The organism is Actinoplanes sp. NPDC023714 (assembly GCF_040639855.1).
Lineage (GTDB): Bacteria > Actinomycetota > Actinomycetes > Mycobacteriales > Micromonosporaceae > Actinoplanes.
On record NZ_JBFAAR010000001.1, the window covers coordinates 1537224 to 1554129 of the forward strand.

At 70.1% G+C, this 16906-nt stretch carries 15 protein-coding genes; 13 read left to right on the forward strand and 2 right to left on the reverse strand.

The annotated features are described in order from the left end of the window. Nucleotides 1–292 precede the first annotated feature (292 nt). Both AB0G10_RS07205 and AB0G10_RS07210 read right to left on the reverse strand, forming a co-directional pair. Nucleotides 293–1312, reverse strand: coding sequence for a hypothetical protein (locus AB0G10_RS07205; RefSeq protein ID WP_360917780.1), 1020 nt, complete (start codon nt 1310–1312; stop codon nt 293–295). A 469-nt stretch (nt 1313–1781) separates the two neighbouring features. Next, nucleotides 1782–2270 carry a transcriptional regulator gene (locus AB0G10_RS07210; protein ID WP_014446326.1) on the reverse strand — a complete coding sequence of 163 codons (489 nt, stop codon included), beginning with the start codon at nt 2268–2270 and terminating at the stop codon, nt 1782–1784. A 311-nt stretch (nt 2271–2581) separates the two neighbouring features. On the opposite strand from AB0G10_RS07210, the gene pyrR reads away from it, so the two are divergent. The 13 genes from pyrR to metK all read left to right on the forward strand — a co-directional run bounded on the left by pyrR (nt 2582) and on the right by metK (nt 16849). Further along, the gene (gene pyrR / locus AB0G10_RS07215; RefSeq protein ID WP_360917782.1) at nt 2582–3142 is read left to right on the forward strand and encodes a bifunctional pyr operon transcriptional regulator/uracil phosphoribosyltransferase PyrR; all 561 of its coding nucleotides are present in this window, start codon (nt 2582–2584) and stop codon (nt 3140–3142) included. Next, nucleotides 3139–4059, forward strand: coding sequence for an aspartate carbamoyltransferase catalytic subunit (locus AB0G10_RS07220; protein WP_360917784.1), 921 nt, complete (start codon nt 3139–3141; stop codon nt 4057–4059). Before pyrR ends, AB0G10_RS07220 begins: the two co-directional genes overlap by 4 nt. After that, on the forward strand, nt 4056–5321 hold the full coding sequence (locus tag AB0G10_RS07225; protein WP_360917786.1) for a dihydroorotase: 1266 nt from the start codon (nt 4056–4058) through the stop codon (nt 5319–5321). The genes AB0G10_RS07220 and AB0G10_RS07225 overlap by 4 nt, the downstream gene beginning before the upstream one ends. Further along, nucleotides 5318–6424: a glutamine-hydrolyzing carbamoyl-phosphate synthase small subunit gene (gene carA / locus AB0G10_RS07230; protein WP_360917788.1), complete on the forward strand. Its 1107-nt coding sequence runs from the start codon at nt 5318–5320 to the stop codon at nt 6422–6424. Before AB0G10_RS07225 ends, carA begins: the two co-directional genes overlap by 4 nt. 6 nt (nt 6425–6430) lie before the next feature. Beyond that, entirely contained in the window at nt 6431–9763 is a 3333-nt protein-coding gene (carB, locus tag AB0G10_RS07235; RefSeq protein WP_360917790.1) for a carbamoyl-phosphate synthase large subunit, read from the forward strand. Beyond that, complete coding sequence (locus AB0G10_RS07240; RefSeq protein ID WP_360917791.1) at nt 9760–10788, forward strand: quinone-dependent dihydroorotate dehydrogenase; 1029 nt, start codon at nt 9760–9762, stop codon at nt 10786–10788. The genes carB and AB0G10_RS07240 overlap by 4 nt, the downstream gene beginning before the upstream one ends. Then, entirely contained in the window at nt 10785–12059 is a 1275-nt protein-coding gene (locus AB0G10_RS07245) for an adenosylmethionine--8-amino-7-oxononanoate transaminase (protein ID WP_360917793.1), read from the forward strand. Before AB0G10_RS07240 ends, AB0G10_RS07245 begins: the two co-directional genes overlap by 4 nt. A 19-nt stretch (nt 12060–12078) precedes the next feature. Beyond that, complete coding sequence (pyrF, locus tag AB0G10_RS07250; protein WP_360917795.1) at nt 12079–12909, forward strand: orotidine-5'-phosphate decarboxylase; 831 nt, start codon at nt 12079–12081, stop codon at nt 12907–12909. Between the two features lie 183 nt (nt 12910–13092). Beyond that, on the forward strand, nt 13093–13410 hold the full coding sequence (mihF, locus tag AB0G10_RS07255) for an integration host factor, actinobacterial type (RefSeq protein ID WP_014446317.1): 318 nt from the start codon (nt 13093–13095) through the stop codon (nt 13408–13410). 32 nt (nt 13411–13442) lie between these two features. Then, nucleotides 13443–14030: a guanylate kinase gene (gmk, locus tag AB0G10_RS07260; protein WP_360917985.1), complete on the forward strand. Its 588-nt coding sequence runs from the start codon at nt 13443–13445 to the stop codon at nt 14028–14030. A gap of 27 nt (nt 14031–14057) precedes the next feature. Beyond that, complete coding sequence (gene rpoZ / locus AB0G10_RS07265) at nt 14058–14321, forward strand: DNA-directed RNA polymerase subunit omega (RefSeq protein ID WP_014446315.1); 264 nt, start codon at nt 14058–14060, stop codon at nt 14319–14321. A gap of 74 nt (nt 14322–14395) precedes the next feature. Then, nucleotides 14396–15613 (forward strand): bifunctional phosphopantothenoylcysteine decarboxylase/phosphopantothenate--cysteine ligase CoaBC, encoded by a 1218-nt coding sequence (gene coaBC, locus AB0G10_RS07270; RefSeq protein ID WP_360917797.1) that lies wholly within the window; start codon nt 14396–14398, stop codon nt 15611–15613. Nucleotides 15614–15658: 45 nt separating this feature from the next. Next, nucleotides 15659–16849: a methionine adenosyltransferase gene (gene metK, locus AB0G10_RS07275; protein WP_360917799.1), complete on the forward strand. Its 1191-nt coding sequence runs from the start codon at nt 15659–15661 to the stop codon at nt 16847–16849. Nucleotides 16850–16906 lie beyond the last annotated feature (57 nt).

Sequence of the window (16906 nt, forward strand, 5' to 3'; positions counted from 1 at the left end):
CCGCCCCTGCTCTGCCCGCGCCTGCCCGCTCGCGTCCGCCCCTGCTCTGCCCGCGCCTGCCCGCTCGCGTCCGTCCCTGCTCGCGCCTGCTTTCTTCGCGATCTTGTGACTTTCTGCAGGAACGGTGCCGCGCAAGGTCACAAGATCGCCCCGAGGCGGGCCTGCTCTCCCCGCGCCCGCCCCCCCGCGCCCGCTCCCCCCGCGCCCGCTCCCCCCGCGCCCGCTCCCTCCCGCGCCCGCTCCCCTCCCCGCGATCTTGTGACTCTGCGCAGGCCCGGGGCTGCGGGAATGATCAAGATCGAGCAGCGGCGTTCATTGCCTGCTGCAGCTGGAGCGCCACCACATCGGGACGAGACCGGATGAGCGAGGCCGGGAAGCGCAGGATGCGGTCGCCCTTGATCCAGACGTCGTTCTGCCGGATCATGTCGGCGGCCCACTGCTCGTCGACGACGTGGTACGCGCCGTCGACCTCCACGTGCAGGCGGAACTCCGGCCAGTAGGCGTCCAGAAACCGGTTCCGCCCGGCCGCGTCCCGCCGGCGCTGCTGCAACTTCGGCGCGGGTAGTTCGAACTTGCGGCAGAGCGTGACGAAATCGACCTCGGCCAGTGACAGCGCACCGCCCGCGATGTCGGCGATCGTCCTGGCGATCAGGCGGTGCCGTTTGATCCGCGGGAACACATCGAGAACCCGCCCGATCTCCTCCGGCGTCACGCGGCGCTGCTGGCAGGCGGAAACGACGATGGTACGGGCCTCGTCGTCACCCTCCGCCCACGCCGCCGCGTCGACGACCGAACGTGCCTGCGTGGTGCGGGGTGGACGGCCGGTCCGGCAATGGCTCTGCGGCAGCCGGGCGGTGCGGAAGATCTGGATCTCCGGCATGTCGGGTGGCAGCCGCTCGGCGTTGCCGGTCCGATTCCGGGGCGCCGGGATCAGCACCTGGATCGGCTCCCGGCGGAGACCGACGACGCCGCCGGCCGTCGCGGAGCTTCGCCCGGCGAGAAGCGCGCCCGGTCCGGCGGTCAGGACCGCTACCCAGAGCTGTTGTTCCGGATGCATCGGGCCGTTGTGGGTCAAGAGCAAATTGCGACAAATCGTACGCCAGCGGCCCAGCTCGAGGTGCCGATGTACCGGATGCCGGCCCAGCAACGCTTCCGCCTGAGTCCGCGTCAGCACGCCCGACTGTTCGAAGGCCAGCCAGTCGAATTCGCTCGCATCCCCGTTGGGGCAGTCCCATCGCACCGGCCCACCATGACGTCGCGGGCATCCGGTTCGCTTCCCGAAGTCGCCAGCCTGTGGATACGCCGCCCCCATGTGGAAACCGCCGCAGAGTCACCGCCACAGCAAGCCTCCGCCACAGCAAGCCTCCGCCGTCACTGAGCAGCCGCCGCAAAGCCCGCGATCTTGTTGATTCCCGCAGGAACGGTCCTGCGCAAAGTCACAAGATCGCGGGAAGGTGGCCGGGAGTGAGCGGGGCGTGGGGTGGCCGGCCCCCGTTTCGCCGCGATCTTGTGGAGTTGCGCAGCTCCGGGTCTGTGCAGAGTCACAAGATCGCGGGGAGCGGGCCGGGAGTGGGCGGGGTGTGGGGTGGCCGTCCCCCGTTTCGGCGCGATCTTGTGGAGTTGCGCAGTCCCGGGCCTGTGCGGAGTCACAAGATCGCGGGGGAGCGGGAAGCGGGGAGCGGGGAGCCGGGAGGGGCGGGGAGCGGGGATCCGGGAAGGCGGGGATACACGAAAGCCCGCGTCGAGACGACGCGGGCTTTGTGGGGGTTGCTGAATATGGCTCAGCTGGCGAAGAACGCGCGGGGGTCCGCGACGAGCACGCCCTGCTCGGTCAGGCGCTCGATGAGGCCGGAGGGCGAGATGTCGTAGACGATGGCGAGCGCGCGCAGGTCGTCGGCGCGGATCGACAGGACGCGGCCGTTGTAGTCGCCGCGCTGCTGCTGGATGGCCCGGGCGTAACGAGCCACGTAGGCGAGGTCCTCGCCGGTGGTGTCGTACAGCTTCTCCAGGTCCAGCACGATCTTGTTGGTGGCCTCGAGGCGGATGCCGCTGCCGTCGGGCAGAAGCTCCGAGACGGGCACTCGGTAGAAGTCGGCCAGTTCGGCCAGGCGCGAGACGGTCACCGCGCGGTCGCCCCGCTCGTACGAGCCCACGACGACGGCTTTCCAGCGGCCGTTGGACTTCTCTTCGACGCCCTGCAGGGACAGGCCCTGCTGCTGGCGGATGGAGCGCAGGCGGGCGCCCAGCGACTTCGCGTACTCAGACGGCATACGGACACTCCCGGTACTGTGCTGGCCCGGAGGGTTCTTTCCTCGCGGATCGCTACGCTGCGTGACGGTACGGAGTTTGCGACCGCCGGTCAAGTGTTGGTTACCGATGAGTCGCGCGGGCCGCACCAAAGTTACCGGCTGTATCCCCAGTTACAGGATTTGTCCGGTTCGCTCCAGTCAGGCACGTCACCATGGTCAACGCTGCGTCCACTGGTAACGTAGCGTCAGCCATCGGGACGGCCTGAAGCGGGGCTTGTTCCGACCGACATCCTTTAACGACCCGTCCCGTGAGGCGGGGAAGGAGGTCCGCCGTGGCGCAGCCACGCGCAGACGCGCCCAGCAAGATCATTTTGGAAGGGTCCGACCTGCACCGGGTCGTCGACCGGATCGCTCATCAGATCCTTGAGAAGACTTCCGGCGCCACCGGTACCGTGCTGCTCGGCATCCCGACCCGCGGTGTCCCGCTCGCCCACCGCCTCGCCGCCCGGATCCACGCCTTCGAGGGCGTCGAGGTCCCGGTCGGCTCCCTCGACATCACGCTCTACCGCGACGACCTGCGGCTCAAGGCCACCCGCGCGCTCGGCAAGACCGAGCTGCCCAGCGGCGGCATCGACGGGCTGCGCGTGATCCTCGTCGACGACGTGCTCTTCTCCGGCCGCTCGGTGCGCGCCGCCCTGGACGCCCTGCAGGACCTGGGCCGGCCCAGCTCGGTGCAGCTCGCGGTCCTGGTCGACCGCGGTCACCGGCAGTTGCCGATCCGCGCCGACTACGTGGGCAAGAACATCCCGACCGCGCTCAGCGAGAGCGTCAAGGTCGCGCTCACCGAGATCGACGGCGCCGACGAGGTCCGCCTGATCGGAGGCCTCAAGTGATCAAGCATCTGCGCTCGGCCGCGGACCTCGACGCCGCGACCGCCACCCTCATCCTGGACACCGCCGGCGAGATGGCCTCGCTGTCCGGCCGCGAGGTCAAGAAGCTGCCGGCGCTGCGCGGCCGGACCGTCGTGAATCTGTTCTACGAGGACTCCACCCGTACCCGGATCTCTTTCGAAGCCGCTGCCAAGCGGCTCTCCGCCGACGTCATCAACTTCTCGGCCAAGGGTTCGAGCGTCTCCAAGGGCGAGAGCCTGAAGGACACCGCGCTCACCCTGCAGGCCATGGGTGCCGACGCCGTGGTGATCAGGCATGGCGCGAGCGGCGCGCCGCACCGGCTCGCGGAGTGGGTGGACGGCTCGGTCGTGAACGCCGGCGACGGCACCCACGAGCACCCGACGCAGGCGCTGCTCGACGCGTACACGATGCGCTCGCGCCTCGGCCGGCTCGACGGCCTGCGGGTGGCGATCGTGGGCGACGTGCTGCACAGCCGGGTGGCCCGCTCCAACGTCCTGCTGCTGACCACGCTCGGCGCGCAGGTCACCGTGGTCGGCCCGCCGACTCTGGTCCCGCTGGATCTCGCCGCCGCGCTCTCCGAGAAGACCCAGATCTCGTACGACCTGGACGCGGTGCTGCCGGACAGCGACGTGGTGATGATGCTGCGCGTGCAGACCGAGCGGATGCAGGACTCGTACTTCCCGTCGGCCCGCGAGTACAGCCGGCGGTACGGCCTCGACATGCGCCGGCTCCAGAAGATGCCCGACCACGCGATCGTGATGCACCCCGGCCCGATGAACCGGGGCATGGAGATCGCTCCCGAGGTCGCCGACTCACCCCGTTCCACCATCGTCGAACAGGTCGCCAACGGCGTCAGCGTCCGGATGGCCGTCCTCTACCTGCTTTTGGGAGGCAAGTGATGGCGTACCTGCTCAAGGGCGTCTCGGTCCTCGGCGCCGAGCCGGCCGATCTCTTCATCAAAGATGGCGTAATTTCCGACAAATCAGACGATAAAGCGGAAGTCGTCGACGCGACGGGTCTGGTGGCCCTGCCCGGCCTCGTCGACGTGCACACCCACCTGCGCGAACCCGGCCGCGAGGACGCCGAGACGGTGGAGACCGGCTCGCGCGCCGCGGCCCTCGGCGGCTACACCGCGGTCTGCGCCATGGCGAACACCTCGCCGGTGGCCGACACCGCGGGCGTGGTCGAGCAGGTGTGGCGGCTGGGCCGGGAGGCCGGCCTCGTGGACGTGCAGCCGATCGGCGCTGTCACGATCGGCCTGGCCGGCGAGCGGCTCGCCGAGCTCGGCGCGATGGCGACCTCGGCCGCGAACGTGCGGATCTTCTCGGACGACGGCTTCTGCGTGGCCGACCCGAAGCTGATGCGCCGGGCCCTCGAGTACGTGAAGGCGTTCGACGGCGTCATCGCCCAGCACGCCGAGGAGCCGCGGCTCACCGAGGGCGCGCAGATGCACGAGGGTGAGGTCAGCACCCGCCTCGGCCTGACCGGCTGGCCCGCGGTCGCCGAGGAGGCGATCATCGCCCGGGACGTGCTGCTGGCCGAGCACGTCGGCAGCCGCCTGCACGTCTGTCACGTCTCCACGGCCGGCTCGGTCGAGGTCCTGCGGCAGGCCAAGGCGCGCGGGGTCCGGGTGACCGCCGAGGTGACGCCGCACCACCTGCTGCTCACCGACGAGCTGGCGGCGGGCTACGACCCGGTCTTCAAGGTCAACCCCCCGCTGCGTACGAGGAAAGACGTCGAAGCTCTCCGCCAGGCGCTGCGGGACGGCGTGATCGACGTCGTCGCGACCGACCACGCGCCGCACGCGGTGCAGGACAAGGAATGCGAGTGGGCGTACGCGCGCCCCGGCATGCTGGGCCTGCAGACCGCGCTGCCGATCGTGCTGAGCGTCTTCGGCGAGGACTGGGAGCTGATCGCCGACCGGATGTCGATCGCGCCGGCCCGGATCGCCGGACTGACCGGGCACGGCGGCGACCTGACGGCCGGCACGCCGGCCAACCTGACGCTGGTGGACCCGTCGTACCGCGGGGTCGTCGACCCGGCGGAGCTGGCGAGCCGCAGCCGAAACACGCCGTACGCGGGTATGACCCTGCCCGGTCGCATCGTGGCGACCTTCCTGCGGGGCGAAGCGACGGTTCTGGACGGAAAGGCGGTCAAGTGACCAAGGCGATTCTGGTTCTCGAGGATGGGCGCACGTTCCACGGCAGCGCCTACGGCGCCGTAGGGGAGACGTTCGGCGAGGCGGTGTTCACCACCGGCATGACCGGCTACCAGGAGACGCTGACCGACCCGTCGTACCACAAGCAGGTCGTGGTGCAGACCGCGCCGCAGATCGGCAACACCGGGGTGAACGACGAGGACGACGAGTCGGACCGGATCTGGGTGGCCGGGTACGTGGTCCGCGACCCGGCCCGCCGCCCGTCGAACTGGCGCTCCCGGGGCGACCTCGGCGAGCGTCTCGCGGCCGAGGGCGTCGTCGGCATCAGCGGCGTCGACACCCGCGCGCTGACCCGGCACCTGCGCGAGCGCGGCGCCATGCGGGTCGGCATCTCCTCGCTCGACCTCGACCCGGCCGCGCTGCTGGCGAAGGTCAAGGGCCAGCCGGAGATGCTCGGCGCCGACCTCTCCGCCCAGGTGACGACGTCCTCGCGCTACACCGTGAAAGCGGAAGGTGAGCACCGCTACACGGTCGCCGCGCTCGACCTCGGCATCAAGCGCAACGTGGCCCGCCGGCTCGCCGAGCGCGGCGTCACCACGCACATCTTCCCGGCGTCCTCCTCGATCGAGGACCTGCTCGCGGTGAGCCCGGACGCGGTCTTCTTCTCGCCCGGCCCGGGCGACCCGGCGACCGCCGACGGCCCGGTGGCGCTGGCCCGCGAGGTGATGCGCCGCGAGGTGCCGCTGTTCGGCATCTGCTTCGGCAGCCAGATCCTGGGCCGCGCGCTCGGCTTCGGGACCTACAAGCTCGGGTACGGCCACCGCGGCATCAACCAGCCGGTGCTCGACAAGACCACCGGCAAGGTCGAGGTGACCAGCCACAACCACGGGTTCGCCGTGGACGCCCCGCTGAACACCGTGATCGACACGGACTTCGGCGGCGTCGAGGTCTCGCACGTCTGCCTCAACGACAACGTGGTCGAGGGCCTGCGGGGCATCGAGGTCCCCGCCTTCACCGTCCAGTACCACCCCGAGGCCGCTGCCGGCCCGCACGACGCGGACTACCTGTTCGACCGGTTCGTCGAGCTCGTGGAAAAGAAGGGCTGACGCGACATGCCGAAACGTGAAGATCTCAAGCACATCATGGTGATCGGCTCCGGCCCGATCGTCATCGGCCAGGCCTGCGAGTTCGACTACTCCGGCACCCAGGCGTGCCGGGTCCTGCAGTCCGAGGGCATCCGCGTCTCGCTGGTGAACTCGAACCCGGCCACGATCATGACCGACCCGGAGTTCGCCGACGCCACCTACGTCGAGCCGATCACCCCGGAGTTCGTCGAGCTGGTCATCGCGAAGGAGCGCCCGGACGCGATCCTGCCGACGCTGGGCGGCCAGACCGCGCTGAACACCGCGATCGCCCTGCACGAGAGCGGCGTCCTGGAGAAGTACGGCGTCGAGCTGATCGGCGCGAACGTCGACGCCATCCGCAAGGGCGAGGACCGCCAGCTCTTCAAGGACATCGTGGCGAAGGCCGGCGGCGAGACCCCGCGCTCGCGGGTCTGCCACTCGATGGACGAGGTCCGCGACACCGTCTCCGAGATCGGCCTGCCGGTCGTCATCCGGCCGTCGTTCACCATGGGCGGCCTCGGCTCCGGCATGGCGCACACCGACGAGGACCTGGAGCGGATCGCCGGCGCCGGCCTCGCCGCCTCCCCGGTGCACGAGGTCCTCATCGAGGAGAGCGTGCTCGGCTGGAAGGAGTACGAGCTCGAGCTGATGCGCGACAAGAACGACAACGTCGTGGTCGTCTGCTCGATCGAGAACGTCGACCCGATGGGCGTGCACACCGGCGACAGCGTCACCGTGGCGCCGGCCATGACGCTCACCGACCGCGAGTACCAGAAGCTGCGTGACCTGGGCATCGCCGTGCTGCGCGAGGTCGGCGTGGACACCGGCGGCTGCAACATCCAGTTCGCGATCAACCCGGACAACGGCCGGCTCATCGTCATCGAGATGAACCCCCGGGTGTCCCGCTCGTCCGCGCTCGCCTCGAAGGCCACCGGCTTCCCGATCGCCAAGATCGCCGCGAAGCTGGCCATCGGCTACACGCTCGACGAGATCCCGAACGACATCACGCTCAAGACGCCGGCCGCCTTCGAGCCGGCCCTCGACTACGTGGTCGTGAAGATCCCGCGGTTCGCCTTCGAGAAGTTCCCGGGCGCCGACAAGGAGCTCACCACCACGATGAAGTCGGTCGGCGAGGCGATGAGCCTGGGCCGCAACTTCGCCGAGGCGCTGAACAAGGCGATGCGCTCGATGGAGACCAAGGCGGCCGGCTTCTGGACCGCACCGACCTTCGAGAACCTCGACGAGGCCCTCGAAGCCCTGAAGATCCCGCACGACGGCCGGCTCTACACGGTCGAGGCCGCGCTGCGGCTCGGCGCCACGGTCGAGCAGGTGCACGCGGCCAGCGGCCGGATCGACCCGTGGTTCCTCGACGAGATCCAGGCGCTGGTCGACCTGCGCGCCGAGATCCTCGCGGCCCCGGTCCTCGACGACGAGCTGCTGCGCCGGGCCAAGCGGAACGGCCTGTCCGACAAGCAGCTCGCGGTGCTGCGGCCGGAGCTGGCCGGCGAGGACGGCGTGCGCGCGCTGCGCCACCGGCTCGGCATCCGCCCGGTCTACAAGACCGTCGACACCTGCGCCGCCGAGTTCGCGGCGAACACCCCGTACCACTACTCGTCGTATGACGAGGAGACCGAGGTGGCGCCGAGCGACCGGCCCAAGGTGATCATCCTGGGCTCCGGCCCGAACCGGATCGGCCAGGGCATCGAGTTCGACTACTCCTGCGTGCACGCCGTCCAGGCGCTCCGCGGTGTCGACTACGAGACCGTGATGGTCAACTGCAACCCGGAGACGGTCTCCACCGACTACGACACCGCGGACCGGCTCTACTTCGAGCCGCTCACCTTCGAGGACGTCCTCGAGGTCTTCCACGCCGAGGACAGCTCCGGCAGGGCGGCCGGCGGCCCGGGCGTGGTCGGCGTGATCGTGCAGCTCGGCGGCCAGACCCCGCTCGGCCTGGCGAACCGGCTCAAGGAGGCCGGCGTCCCGATCGTCGGCACCTCGCCCGAGGCGATCGACCTGGCCGAGGACCGCGGCCTGTTCGGCGCGGTGCTGGCCGAGGCCGGCCTGCGCTCGCCGGACCACGGCACCGCGACCACCTTCCCCGAGGCCAAGGCGATCGCCGACAGCATCGGGTACCCGGTCCTGGTCCGCCCGTCGTACGTGCTCGGCGGCCGGGGCATGGAGATCGTGTACGACGAGCCGACCCTCCAGGGCTACATCGAGCGGGCCACCGAGATCTCCCCGGACCACCCGGTGCTCGTCGACCGGTTCCTCGACGACGCCATCGAGATCGACGTGGACGCGCTCTGCGACGACACCGGCGAGGTCTACCTGGCCGGCGTCATGGAGCACATCGAGGAGGCCGGCATCCACTCCGGCGACTCGGCCTGCACGCTGCCGCCGGTCAACCTGGCCGCGCCGCACCTGGCCGAGGTCCGCCGCTACACCGAGGCGATCGCCCGCGGCGTCGGGGTGCGCGGCCTGCTGAACGTGCAGTACGCGCTCAAGGACGAGACCCTCTACGTGCTGGAGGCCAACCCGCGCGCCTCGCGGACCGTCCCGTTCGTCTCCAAGGCGACGGCGGTCCCGCTCGCCAAGGCGGCCGCCCGGATCGCGCTCGGCGCCACCATCGCCGACCTGCGGGCCGAGGGGCTGCTGCTGGCCGAGGGCGACGGCGGCTCCACGCCGGTGAACGCGCCGATCGCGGTGAAGGAGGCGGTGCTGCCGTTCAAGCGGTTCCGCACGCTCGCCGGCAACAACGTGGACAGCCTGCTCAGCCCGGAGATGAAGTCGACCGGCGAGGTGATGGGCATCGACGCCGGCTACGGTCAGGCGTTCGCCAAGTCGCAGGCCGCCGCGTACGGCTCGCTCCCGACCAGCGGCAAGGTCTTCGTCTCGGTGGCGAACCGGGACAAGCGGTCGATGATCTTCCCGGTCAAGCGGCTCGCCGACCTCGGCTTCACGATCGTGACGACGGCCGGCACCGGCGAGGTGCTGCGCCGCTACGGCATCGAGTGCGAGGTCGTCCCGAAGCACTACGAGAGCCCGGGCACGAACGCCGTCGAGCTGATCCTGGCCGGCGAGATCGCGCTGATCATCAACACCCCGCAGGGCTCGGGCGCGAGCGCCCGGCTCGACGGGTACGAGATCCGCAGCGCCGCGGTCACCGCGAACGTGCCGAGCATCACCACGGTGCCCGGCGCGGCCGCCGCGGTGATGGGCATCGAGGCGCTGATGCGCGGCGACATGACGGTCCGCCCCTTGCAGGAGTGGCACGCTCTGCTCCGCCCGGAGCTCGTCCAGCAGGGTTCAGCTCAGTGAAGTTCTTCGACAACGCCGTCCGGCCGGTCCTGTTCCGGCTGGGCGGCGGCGACGCCGAGCACGCCCACGAGTGGACGCTGAACCGGCTCGCCTCGCTGCCCGGGCCGGCTCTCGACGCGATGCGCCGCCGGTACGCGTTCGCCGCGCCGGTCGACGTGTTCGGCGTCCGGTTCCCGAACCGGGTCGGCCTGGCCGCCGGGATGGACAAGAACGGCGTCGCGCTGCCGGCCTGGCCGGCGCTCGGGTTCGGCTTCGTCGAGGTCGGCACGGTCACCGCGAAGCCGCAGCCGGGCAACGACAAGCCGCGGCTGTTCCGCCTCAAGGAGACCGAGGCGATCATCAACCGGATGGGGTTCAACAACCTCGGCGCGGCCGCCCTGGCCGACCGGCTCGCGGCGCTCGGCAGGCTGGACGTGCCGCTCGGCATCTCGCTCGGCAAGTCCAAGGTGACGCCGCTCGAGGAGGCGGTCGAGGACTACCTGTTCTCGTACCGGCTGCTGCACCCGTACGCCGACTACATCGCGGTGAACGTCTCCTCGCCGAACACGCCGGGGCTGCGCAGCCTGCAGGACCGGGACTCGATCGCGGCGCTGCTGAAGGCGCTGAACGGCCCGGTGCCGGTGCTCGTGAAGATCGCCCCGGACCTGACCGAGCCGGCCATCGCCGAGCTCCTCGAGGTCTGCCTCGAGCACGGCGCGGCCGGGCTCATCGCGACCAACACGACGCTGTCCCGTGACGGCATCGCCGAGTCCGACCAGCACCTCGCGGGCGAGGCCGGCGGGCTCTCCGGGAAGCCGCTCACCGAGCGGGCCCGGGACGTGGTGAGGTTCGTCCACACCGAGACCGGCGGCCGGCTGCCGATCATCGGGGTCGGCGGCGTGATGACCGTCGACGACGCGTCCCGTCTGCTCGACGCGGGCGCCTCGCTGGTGCAGCTCTACAGCGGGTTCATCTACCGGGGACCGGACCTGGTCCGCGCGGTCGCCCGCGGCGCCCGCCCGATCCGTTCGCACCGCGCCCGATGAGCGCCGGGCGCGAGGACCTGCTCGCGCTCGACCGCGCGCACGTCTGGCACCCGTACGGCCCGATGCCCGGCCGCACCGACCCCTATCTGGTGGAGAGTGCGGCCGGGGTCCGGCTGCGGCTGGGCGACGGCCGGGAGCTCGTGGACGGGATGTCGTCCTGGTGGGCGGCGATCCACGGCTACCGGCACCCGGTGCTGGACGCCGCGATGGCCGAGCAGGCCGGCCGGATGAGCCACGTGATGTTCGGCGGGCTCACCCATGAGCCGGCGATCCGGCTGGCGAGCACCCTCGTCGAGCTCACCCCGCCCGGCCTCCAGCACGTCTTCCTCTGCGACTCCGGCTCGGTCGGGGTCGAGGTGGCGATCAAGATGGCGCTGCAGGCCCAGCGGGCCCTGGGACGGCCGGGACGGCAGCGCCTCGCCACCTGGCGGGGCGGGTACCACGGCGACACGTTCCACCCGATGAGCGTCTGCGACCCGGTCGGCGGCATGCACGCGCTCTGGTCCGGGGTCCTGCCGGCCCAGGTCTTCGCCGGGCCGCCGCCCGCGGAGTTCGACGACGCCTACGCGGCCTCCCTGGAGGAGATGATCGAGCGGCACGCGGACGAGCTGGCCGCCGTGATCGTCGAGCCGGTCGTGCAGGGCGCCGGCGGGATGCGCTTCCACCATCCGGAGTACCTGCGGGTGCTGCGGGAGGCGACCGCCGCGCACGGCATCCTCCTGATCTTCGACGAGATCGCCACCGGGTTCGGGCGGACCGGCCGGCTCTTCGCGGCCGAGCACGCCGGGGTGAGCCCGGACATCCTCTGCCTCGGCAAGGCGCTCACCGGCGGCTACCTGACGCTCGCGGCGACGCTCTGCACGCCGGCCGTGGCCGCGGCGATCTCGGCGGGCGAGGGGGGCGGCCTGGCCCACGGCCCGACGTTCATGGGCAACCCGCTGGCCTGTGCCATCGCGAACGCGTCGATCGGCCTCCTGCGCGACGGCCGGTGGGCGGCCGGCGTACAGAAGATCGAAAGCCGGCTGAAAGACGGCCTGGAGCCGCTCCGCGGCGCGCGAGGGGTCGCCGACGTCCGCGTTCTCGGCGCCATCGGCGTGGTGCAGCTCGATCATCCGGTGGACATGGCGGCGGCGACGGCGGCCGCGGTGGCCCAGGGCGTCTGGCTGCGGCCGTTCCGGGACCTGATCTACACGATGCCGCCCTACGTCGCCGACGAGGCGGACGTGGACCGCATTACCGCGGGGATCACCGCCGCGGTGGCAGCTACCTGACACGTTTGGGGGAAAAATAATGGAGACCTTCGGCGAACGGCTTCACGCGGCCGTAGCGGAGCGTGGTCCACTGTGCGTAGGCATCGACCCGCATGCATCTCTTCTCGCCCGCTGGGGCCTCTCCGACGACATCGCGGGCCTGGAACGCTTCGCCCGTACGGTGGTCGACGCACTGGCCGATCGGGTGGCGGTTCTGAAACCACAGTCCGCGTTTTTTGAGAGATTTGGGTCACGTGGCGTCGCGATTCTTGAGTCAACTATCCGACAGTCGCGAGAGGCGGGTGCTCTTGTCCTCCTGGACGTGAAGCGGGGCGACATCGGCTCGACGATGGCCGCGTACGCGTCCGCGTATCTCGATCCAGCGAGTTCTCTGCGTGCTGACGCGATTACTGTGAGTCCCTATCTCGGAGTCGGCTCGTTGCAGCCGGCATTCGACCAGGCGGCCGCTCACGGCGGCGGAGTCTTCGTCCTCGCGCTGACCTCGAACCCCGAGGGCCCGGCCGTGCAGCACGCCGTCGCGGCGTCCGGGAAAACCGTCGCGCAGACGATCATCGACGAGATTGCCCAGGTCAACGCGGGTGCGCAGCCGCTCGGCAGCCTCGGCCTCGTGGTCGGCGCGACGATCGGCGAGACCGGACACGACCTCTCCAAGGTCAACGGACCGCTCCTCGCGCCGGGCCTCGGGGCGCAGGGCGCGACACCCTCCGACCTGCGCGCGGTCTTCGGCGAAAGCCTGCGGAACGTGTTGCCCTCGTACTCACGCGAGGTTCTCGCCGCGGGCCCGGAGATCGCCGATCTGCGGGCCGCGACGGACCGTGTTCTGGACGACTGCCGCGCCGCGCTCGGGTGAAACGGCCTGCTTAACAGGGCGTCAGGATGCGGTCGACGGGGTACCCCCACGTTGCCGAAAGCGCCGTTGACCGCTAGTTTTCCCGGCGCCGGGAACCACATGCCCCTTTGGTTCCCTGGCACACCACGTTTCACAAAGCGCCGGTATTGAACTACCGCCGCGTAAGGGACCTGAGGAGAACTGGTGCCGCTCCCGTCACTGAGCCCCGAACAGCGCCAAGCTGCGCTGGAGAAGGCCGCGGAAGTTCGCAAGGCTCGGGCTGAGCTGAAGGAACAGCTCAAGTCCGGCAAGACCACCCTCGCCGCCGTGCTCGACCGCGCGGAGGCCGACGAGGTCGTCGGCAAGCTGAAGGTCTCGGCCGTGCTTCAGGCGCTGCCGGGCATCGGCAAGATCCGGGCGACCCAGATCATGGAGAAGCTCAAGATCGCTGAGAGCCGCCGGCTCCGTGGTCTTGGCGACCAGCAGCGCAAGGCCCTCCTGGGGGAGTTCGCTGCGAACTGACTCATGGGCTCGTGTAGACATGAGCCGTGAGCATGGATGACGACGCGCGCCCGGCAGCCCGCCTCACCGTTCTTTCCGGCCCCTCCGGGGTCGGCAAGGACAGTGTGATCGAGCTGATCCGGGCGCGCTCGCCTTGGATCAAGTTGTCCGTGTCGGTGACGACCCGCAAGAAACGGGACTACGAGACCGACGGCGAGCACTATCACTTCGTGAACCGCGCCGAGTTCCAGCGCCTGATCGACGGCGGGCAGCTGCTGGAGTGGGCGGAGTTCGCGGGCAACCTCTACGGGACACCGCGGGCGCAGGTCGAGGGCTGGCTCTCCCAGGGCCGGCCCGTTCTGTTGAAGATCGACCTGCAGGGCGCCCGTCAGGTGCGTGCCGCGATGCCGGAGGCCCAGCTGGTCTTCCTGGCGCCGCCGAGCGTCGAGGAGCTCCAGCGCCGTCTCATCGGCCGGGGCACCGACGACGCCGAGACGATCAAGCGCCGGTTGGCCCACGCCGACGAGGAGCTCGCCGCCGAGTCGGAGTTCGACGTCACCGTGGTGAACGACTTCGTCGAGCGTGCCGCGGATGAGCTGGTAGGATTGCTCGGTTCGTTATACCTCGCACACGAGCATTGATTCTCGACGATTAAGGACTTCACCACAGTGGGAACCATCGCGAACCCCGAAGGCATCACCAACCCGCCGATCGACGAGCTGCTCGACAAGACCTCGTCGAAGTACTCGCTGGTGATCTTCGCGGCCAAGCGCGCCCGCCAGGTCAACGCCTACTACAGCCAGCTCGGCGAGGGCCTGCTGGAATACGTCGGACCGCTGGTCGAGACCACGCCGCAGGAGAAGCCGCTCTCCATCGCGATGCGCGAGATCAACGCGGGCCTGCTGACCGCGGAGCCGACCGACAACCCGTGATCTGATCGTTTCACCATGCTGATCCCGCGTCCCGAAGCCTGGGCGCGGGATCGTTTGTTATCTAAGGTGCGGTAGTGACCGAAGTCGTTCTTGGAGTGTGCGGTGGCATCGCCGCGTACAAGGCCTGCGAGCTGCTGCGGCTCTTCACCGAGTCGGGGCACGGGGTGCGCGTCGTGCCGACCGCGTCGGCGCTGAAGTTCGTCGGCGCGCCGACCTGGGCCGCGCTGTCCGGGCGGCCGGTCGCCACCGAGGTGTGGGACGACGCGCACGAGGTGCCGCACGTGCGGATCGGCCGGGCCGCCGAGCTCGTCGTGGTCGCGCCGGCCACCGCCGACATCCTCGCGAAGGCCGCTCACGGCATCGCCGACGACCTGCTCACCAACACGCTGCTCACGGCGACCTGTCCGGTGATCTACGCGCCGGCCATGCACACCGAGATGTGGGAGAACCCGGCGACCCGGGCGAACGTGGCGACCCTGCGGTCCCGGGGCGCGTTCGTCCTGGAGCCCGCGGTGGGCCGGCTCACCGGCAAGGACACCGGGAAGGGCCGTCTTCCCGATCCGGCGGCCATCTTCGAGTACGCGTTACGCGTACATCGCAGGGGTCTTGATGTTGATCTTGCGGGTCGTCATGTCGTGGTCACCGCGGGCGGGACGCGCGAGCCACTCGATCCGGTGCGTTTCCTCGGCAACCGCAGTTCCGGCAAACAGGGCTATGCCATCGCGAAAGCCGCGGTGGCCCGTGGCGCCCGGGTGACCCTCGTCGCGGCGAACGTGTCCCTCCCCGATCCGGCGGGCGTCGACCTGGTCCGGGTCGGCACCACCGAGGAGCTGCGCAAGGCCACGGTCGAGGCGTTCGCGGCGGCCGATGTGGCGATCATGGCGGCGGCCCCGGCCGACTTCCGCCCCTCGAGCGTCGCCGTTCAAAAGATCAAGAAAACCGACGAGGGTACGCCGGCCCCGATCGAGCTGACCACCAACCCGGACATAGCGGCCGAACTGGGGGCGTCCAAAGGGCCAGGTCAGCTGCTTGTCGCCTTCGCTGCCGAGACTCACGACGCGCTCGAGCACGCGCGCGCCAAAATGGTGAGGAAACGAGCCGACCTGATCGTCGTTAACGAGGTGGGTCCCGACCTGGTGTTTGGGCAGGACCGCAACACGGTCACCCTGCTGGGCGCCGGGGGATCCACCGACACCTACGGGGAACTCCCCAAAGACGATGTGGCCGATATGATTCTTGACCACGTCGTGGCACGCCTGGATGCCCAGGTCCCTGAGCGGCCAGTGAGCTGATTACACTTCCGCGTTACGTTGTATTCGACAAATCTGAGGAGCACCGTGGCACGCCGCCTGTTCACCTCCGAGTCGGTCACGGAAGGCCACCCGGACAAGATCGCTGACCAGATCAGCGACGGCATTCTCGACGCCCTGCTCGAGCAGGACCCACGCAGCCGTGTCGCGGTGGAGACCCTCATCACGACCGGCCAGGTGCACGTGGCCGGTGAGGTCACCACGCAGGCCTACGCCGACATCCCCAAGATCGTGCGCGACACGATCCTGCGGATCGGCTACGACTCGTCGAAGAAGGGCTTCGACGGCGCGTCCTGCGGCGTGAGCGTCTCGATCGGCTCGCAGTCCCCGGACATCGCGCAGGGCGTGGACAGCGCCATCGAGCTGCGGACCGGCGACAGCGAGCACGTGCTCGACTCGCAGGGCGCCGGCGACCAGGGCATGATGTTCGGCTTCGCCTGCTCGGAGACCCCCGAGCTGATGCCGCTGCCGATCGCGCTGGCCCACCGCCTGGCCCGCCGGCTCTCCGCCGCCCGCAAGGACGGCACCATCCCCTACCTGCGTCCCGACGGCAAGACCCAGGTCACCATCGAGTACGACGGGCTGCGCCCGGTCCGCCTCGACACGGTCGTGGTCTCGTCGCAGCACGCCGCCGACATCTCCCTCGAGTCGCTGCTCACCCCGGACATCCGGGAGCACGTGATCGGCCCCGAGCTGGAGAACCTCGGCATCGACACCGAGGGCTACCGCCTGCTGGTGAACCCGACCGGCCGCTTCGAGATCGGCGGCCCGATGGGCGACGCCGGCCTGACCGGCCGCAAGATCATCGTTGACACGTACGGCGGCTACGCCCGCCACGGCGGCGGCGCGTTCTCCGGCAAGGACCCGTCCAAGGTCGACCGCTCCGCGGCGTACGCGATGCGCTGGGTTGCCAAGAACGTGGTCGCCGCCGGCCTGGCCGAGCGCTGCGAGACGCAGGTCGCCTACGCGATCGGCAAGGCGCACCCGGTGTCGCTGTTCGTCGAGACCTTCGGCACCGAGACCGTGCCGGTCGAGAAGATCGAGAAGGCCATCAACGAGGTCTTCGACCTGCGGCCGGCCGCGATCATCCGCGACCTCGACCTGCTGCGCCCGATCTACCAGCAGACGGCCGCCTACGGCCACTTCGGCCGTGAGCTCGCCGACCTGCGCTGGGAGAGCACCGACCGGGCGGCGGACCTGAAGAACGCCGCTTCCTGAGTTTCCCTCGATCAAGGCCCGGCTCACGCCGGGCCTTGATCCGTATGCGGGCGTTCT

What these genes read in the sequence shown, in the direction of transcription:
- AB0G10_RS07205 (WP_360917780.1), bottom strand. Translation starts at nt 1,312, where the DNA reads ATGGGGGCGGCGTATCCACAGGCTGGCGACTTCGGGAAGCGAACCGGA.
- AB0G10_RS07210 (WP_014446326.1), bottom strand. Translation starts at nt 2,270, where the DNA reads ATGCCGTCTGAGTACGCGAAGTCGCTGGGCGCCCGCCTGCGCTCCATC.
- carB (WP_360917790.1), top strand. Translation starts at nt 6,431, where the DNA reads ATGCCGAAACGTGAAGATCTCAAGCACATCATGGTGATCGGCTCCGGC.
- AB0G10_RS07245 (WP_360917793.1), top strand. Translation starts at nt 10,785, where the DNA reads ATGAGCGCCGGGCGCGAGGACCTGCTCGCGCTCGACCGCGCGCACGTC.
- pyrF (WP_360917795.1), top strand. Translation starts at nt 12,079, where the DNA reads ATGGAGACCTTCGGCGAACGGCTTCACGCGGCCGTAGCGGAGCGTGGT.
- gmk (WP_360917985.1), top strand. Translation starts at nt 13,443, where the DNA reads ATGGATGACGACGCGCGCCCGGCAGCCCGCCTCACCGTTCTTTCCGGC.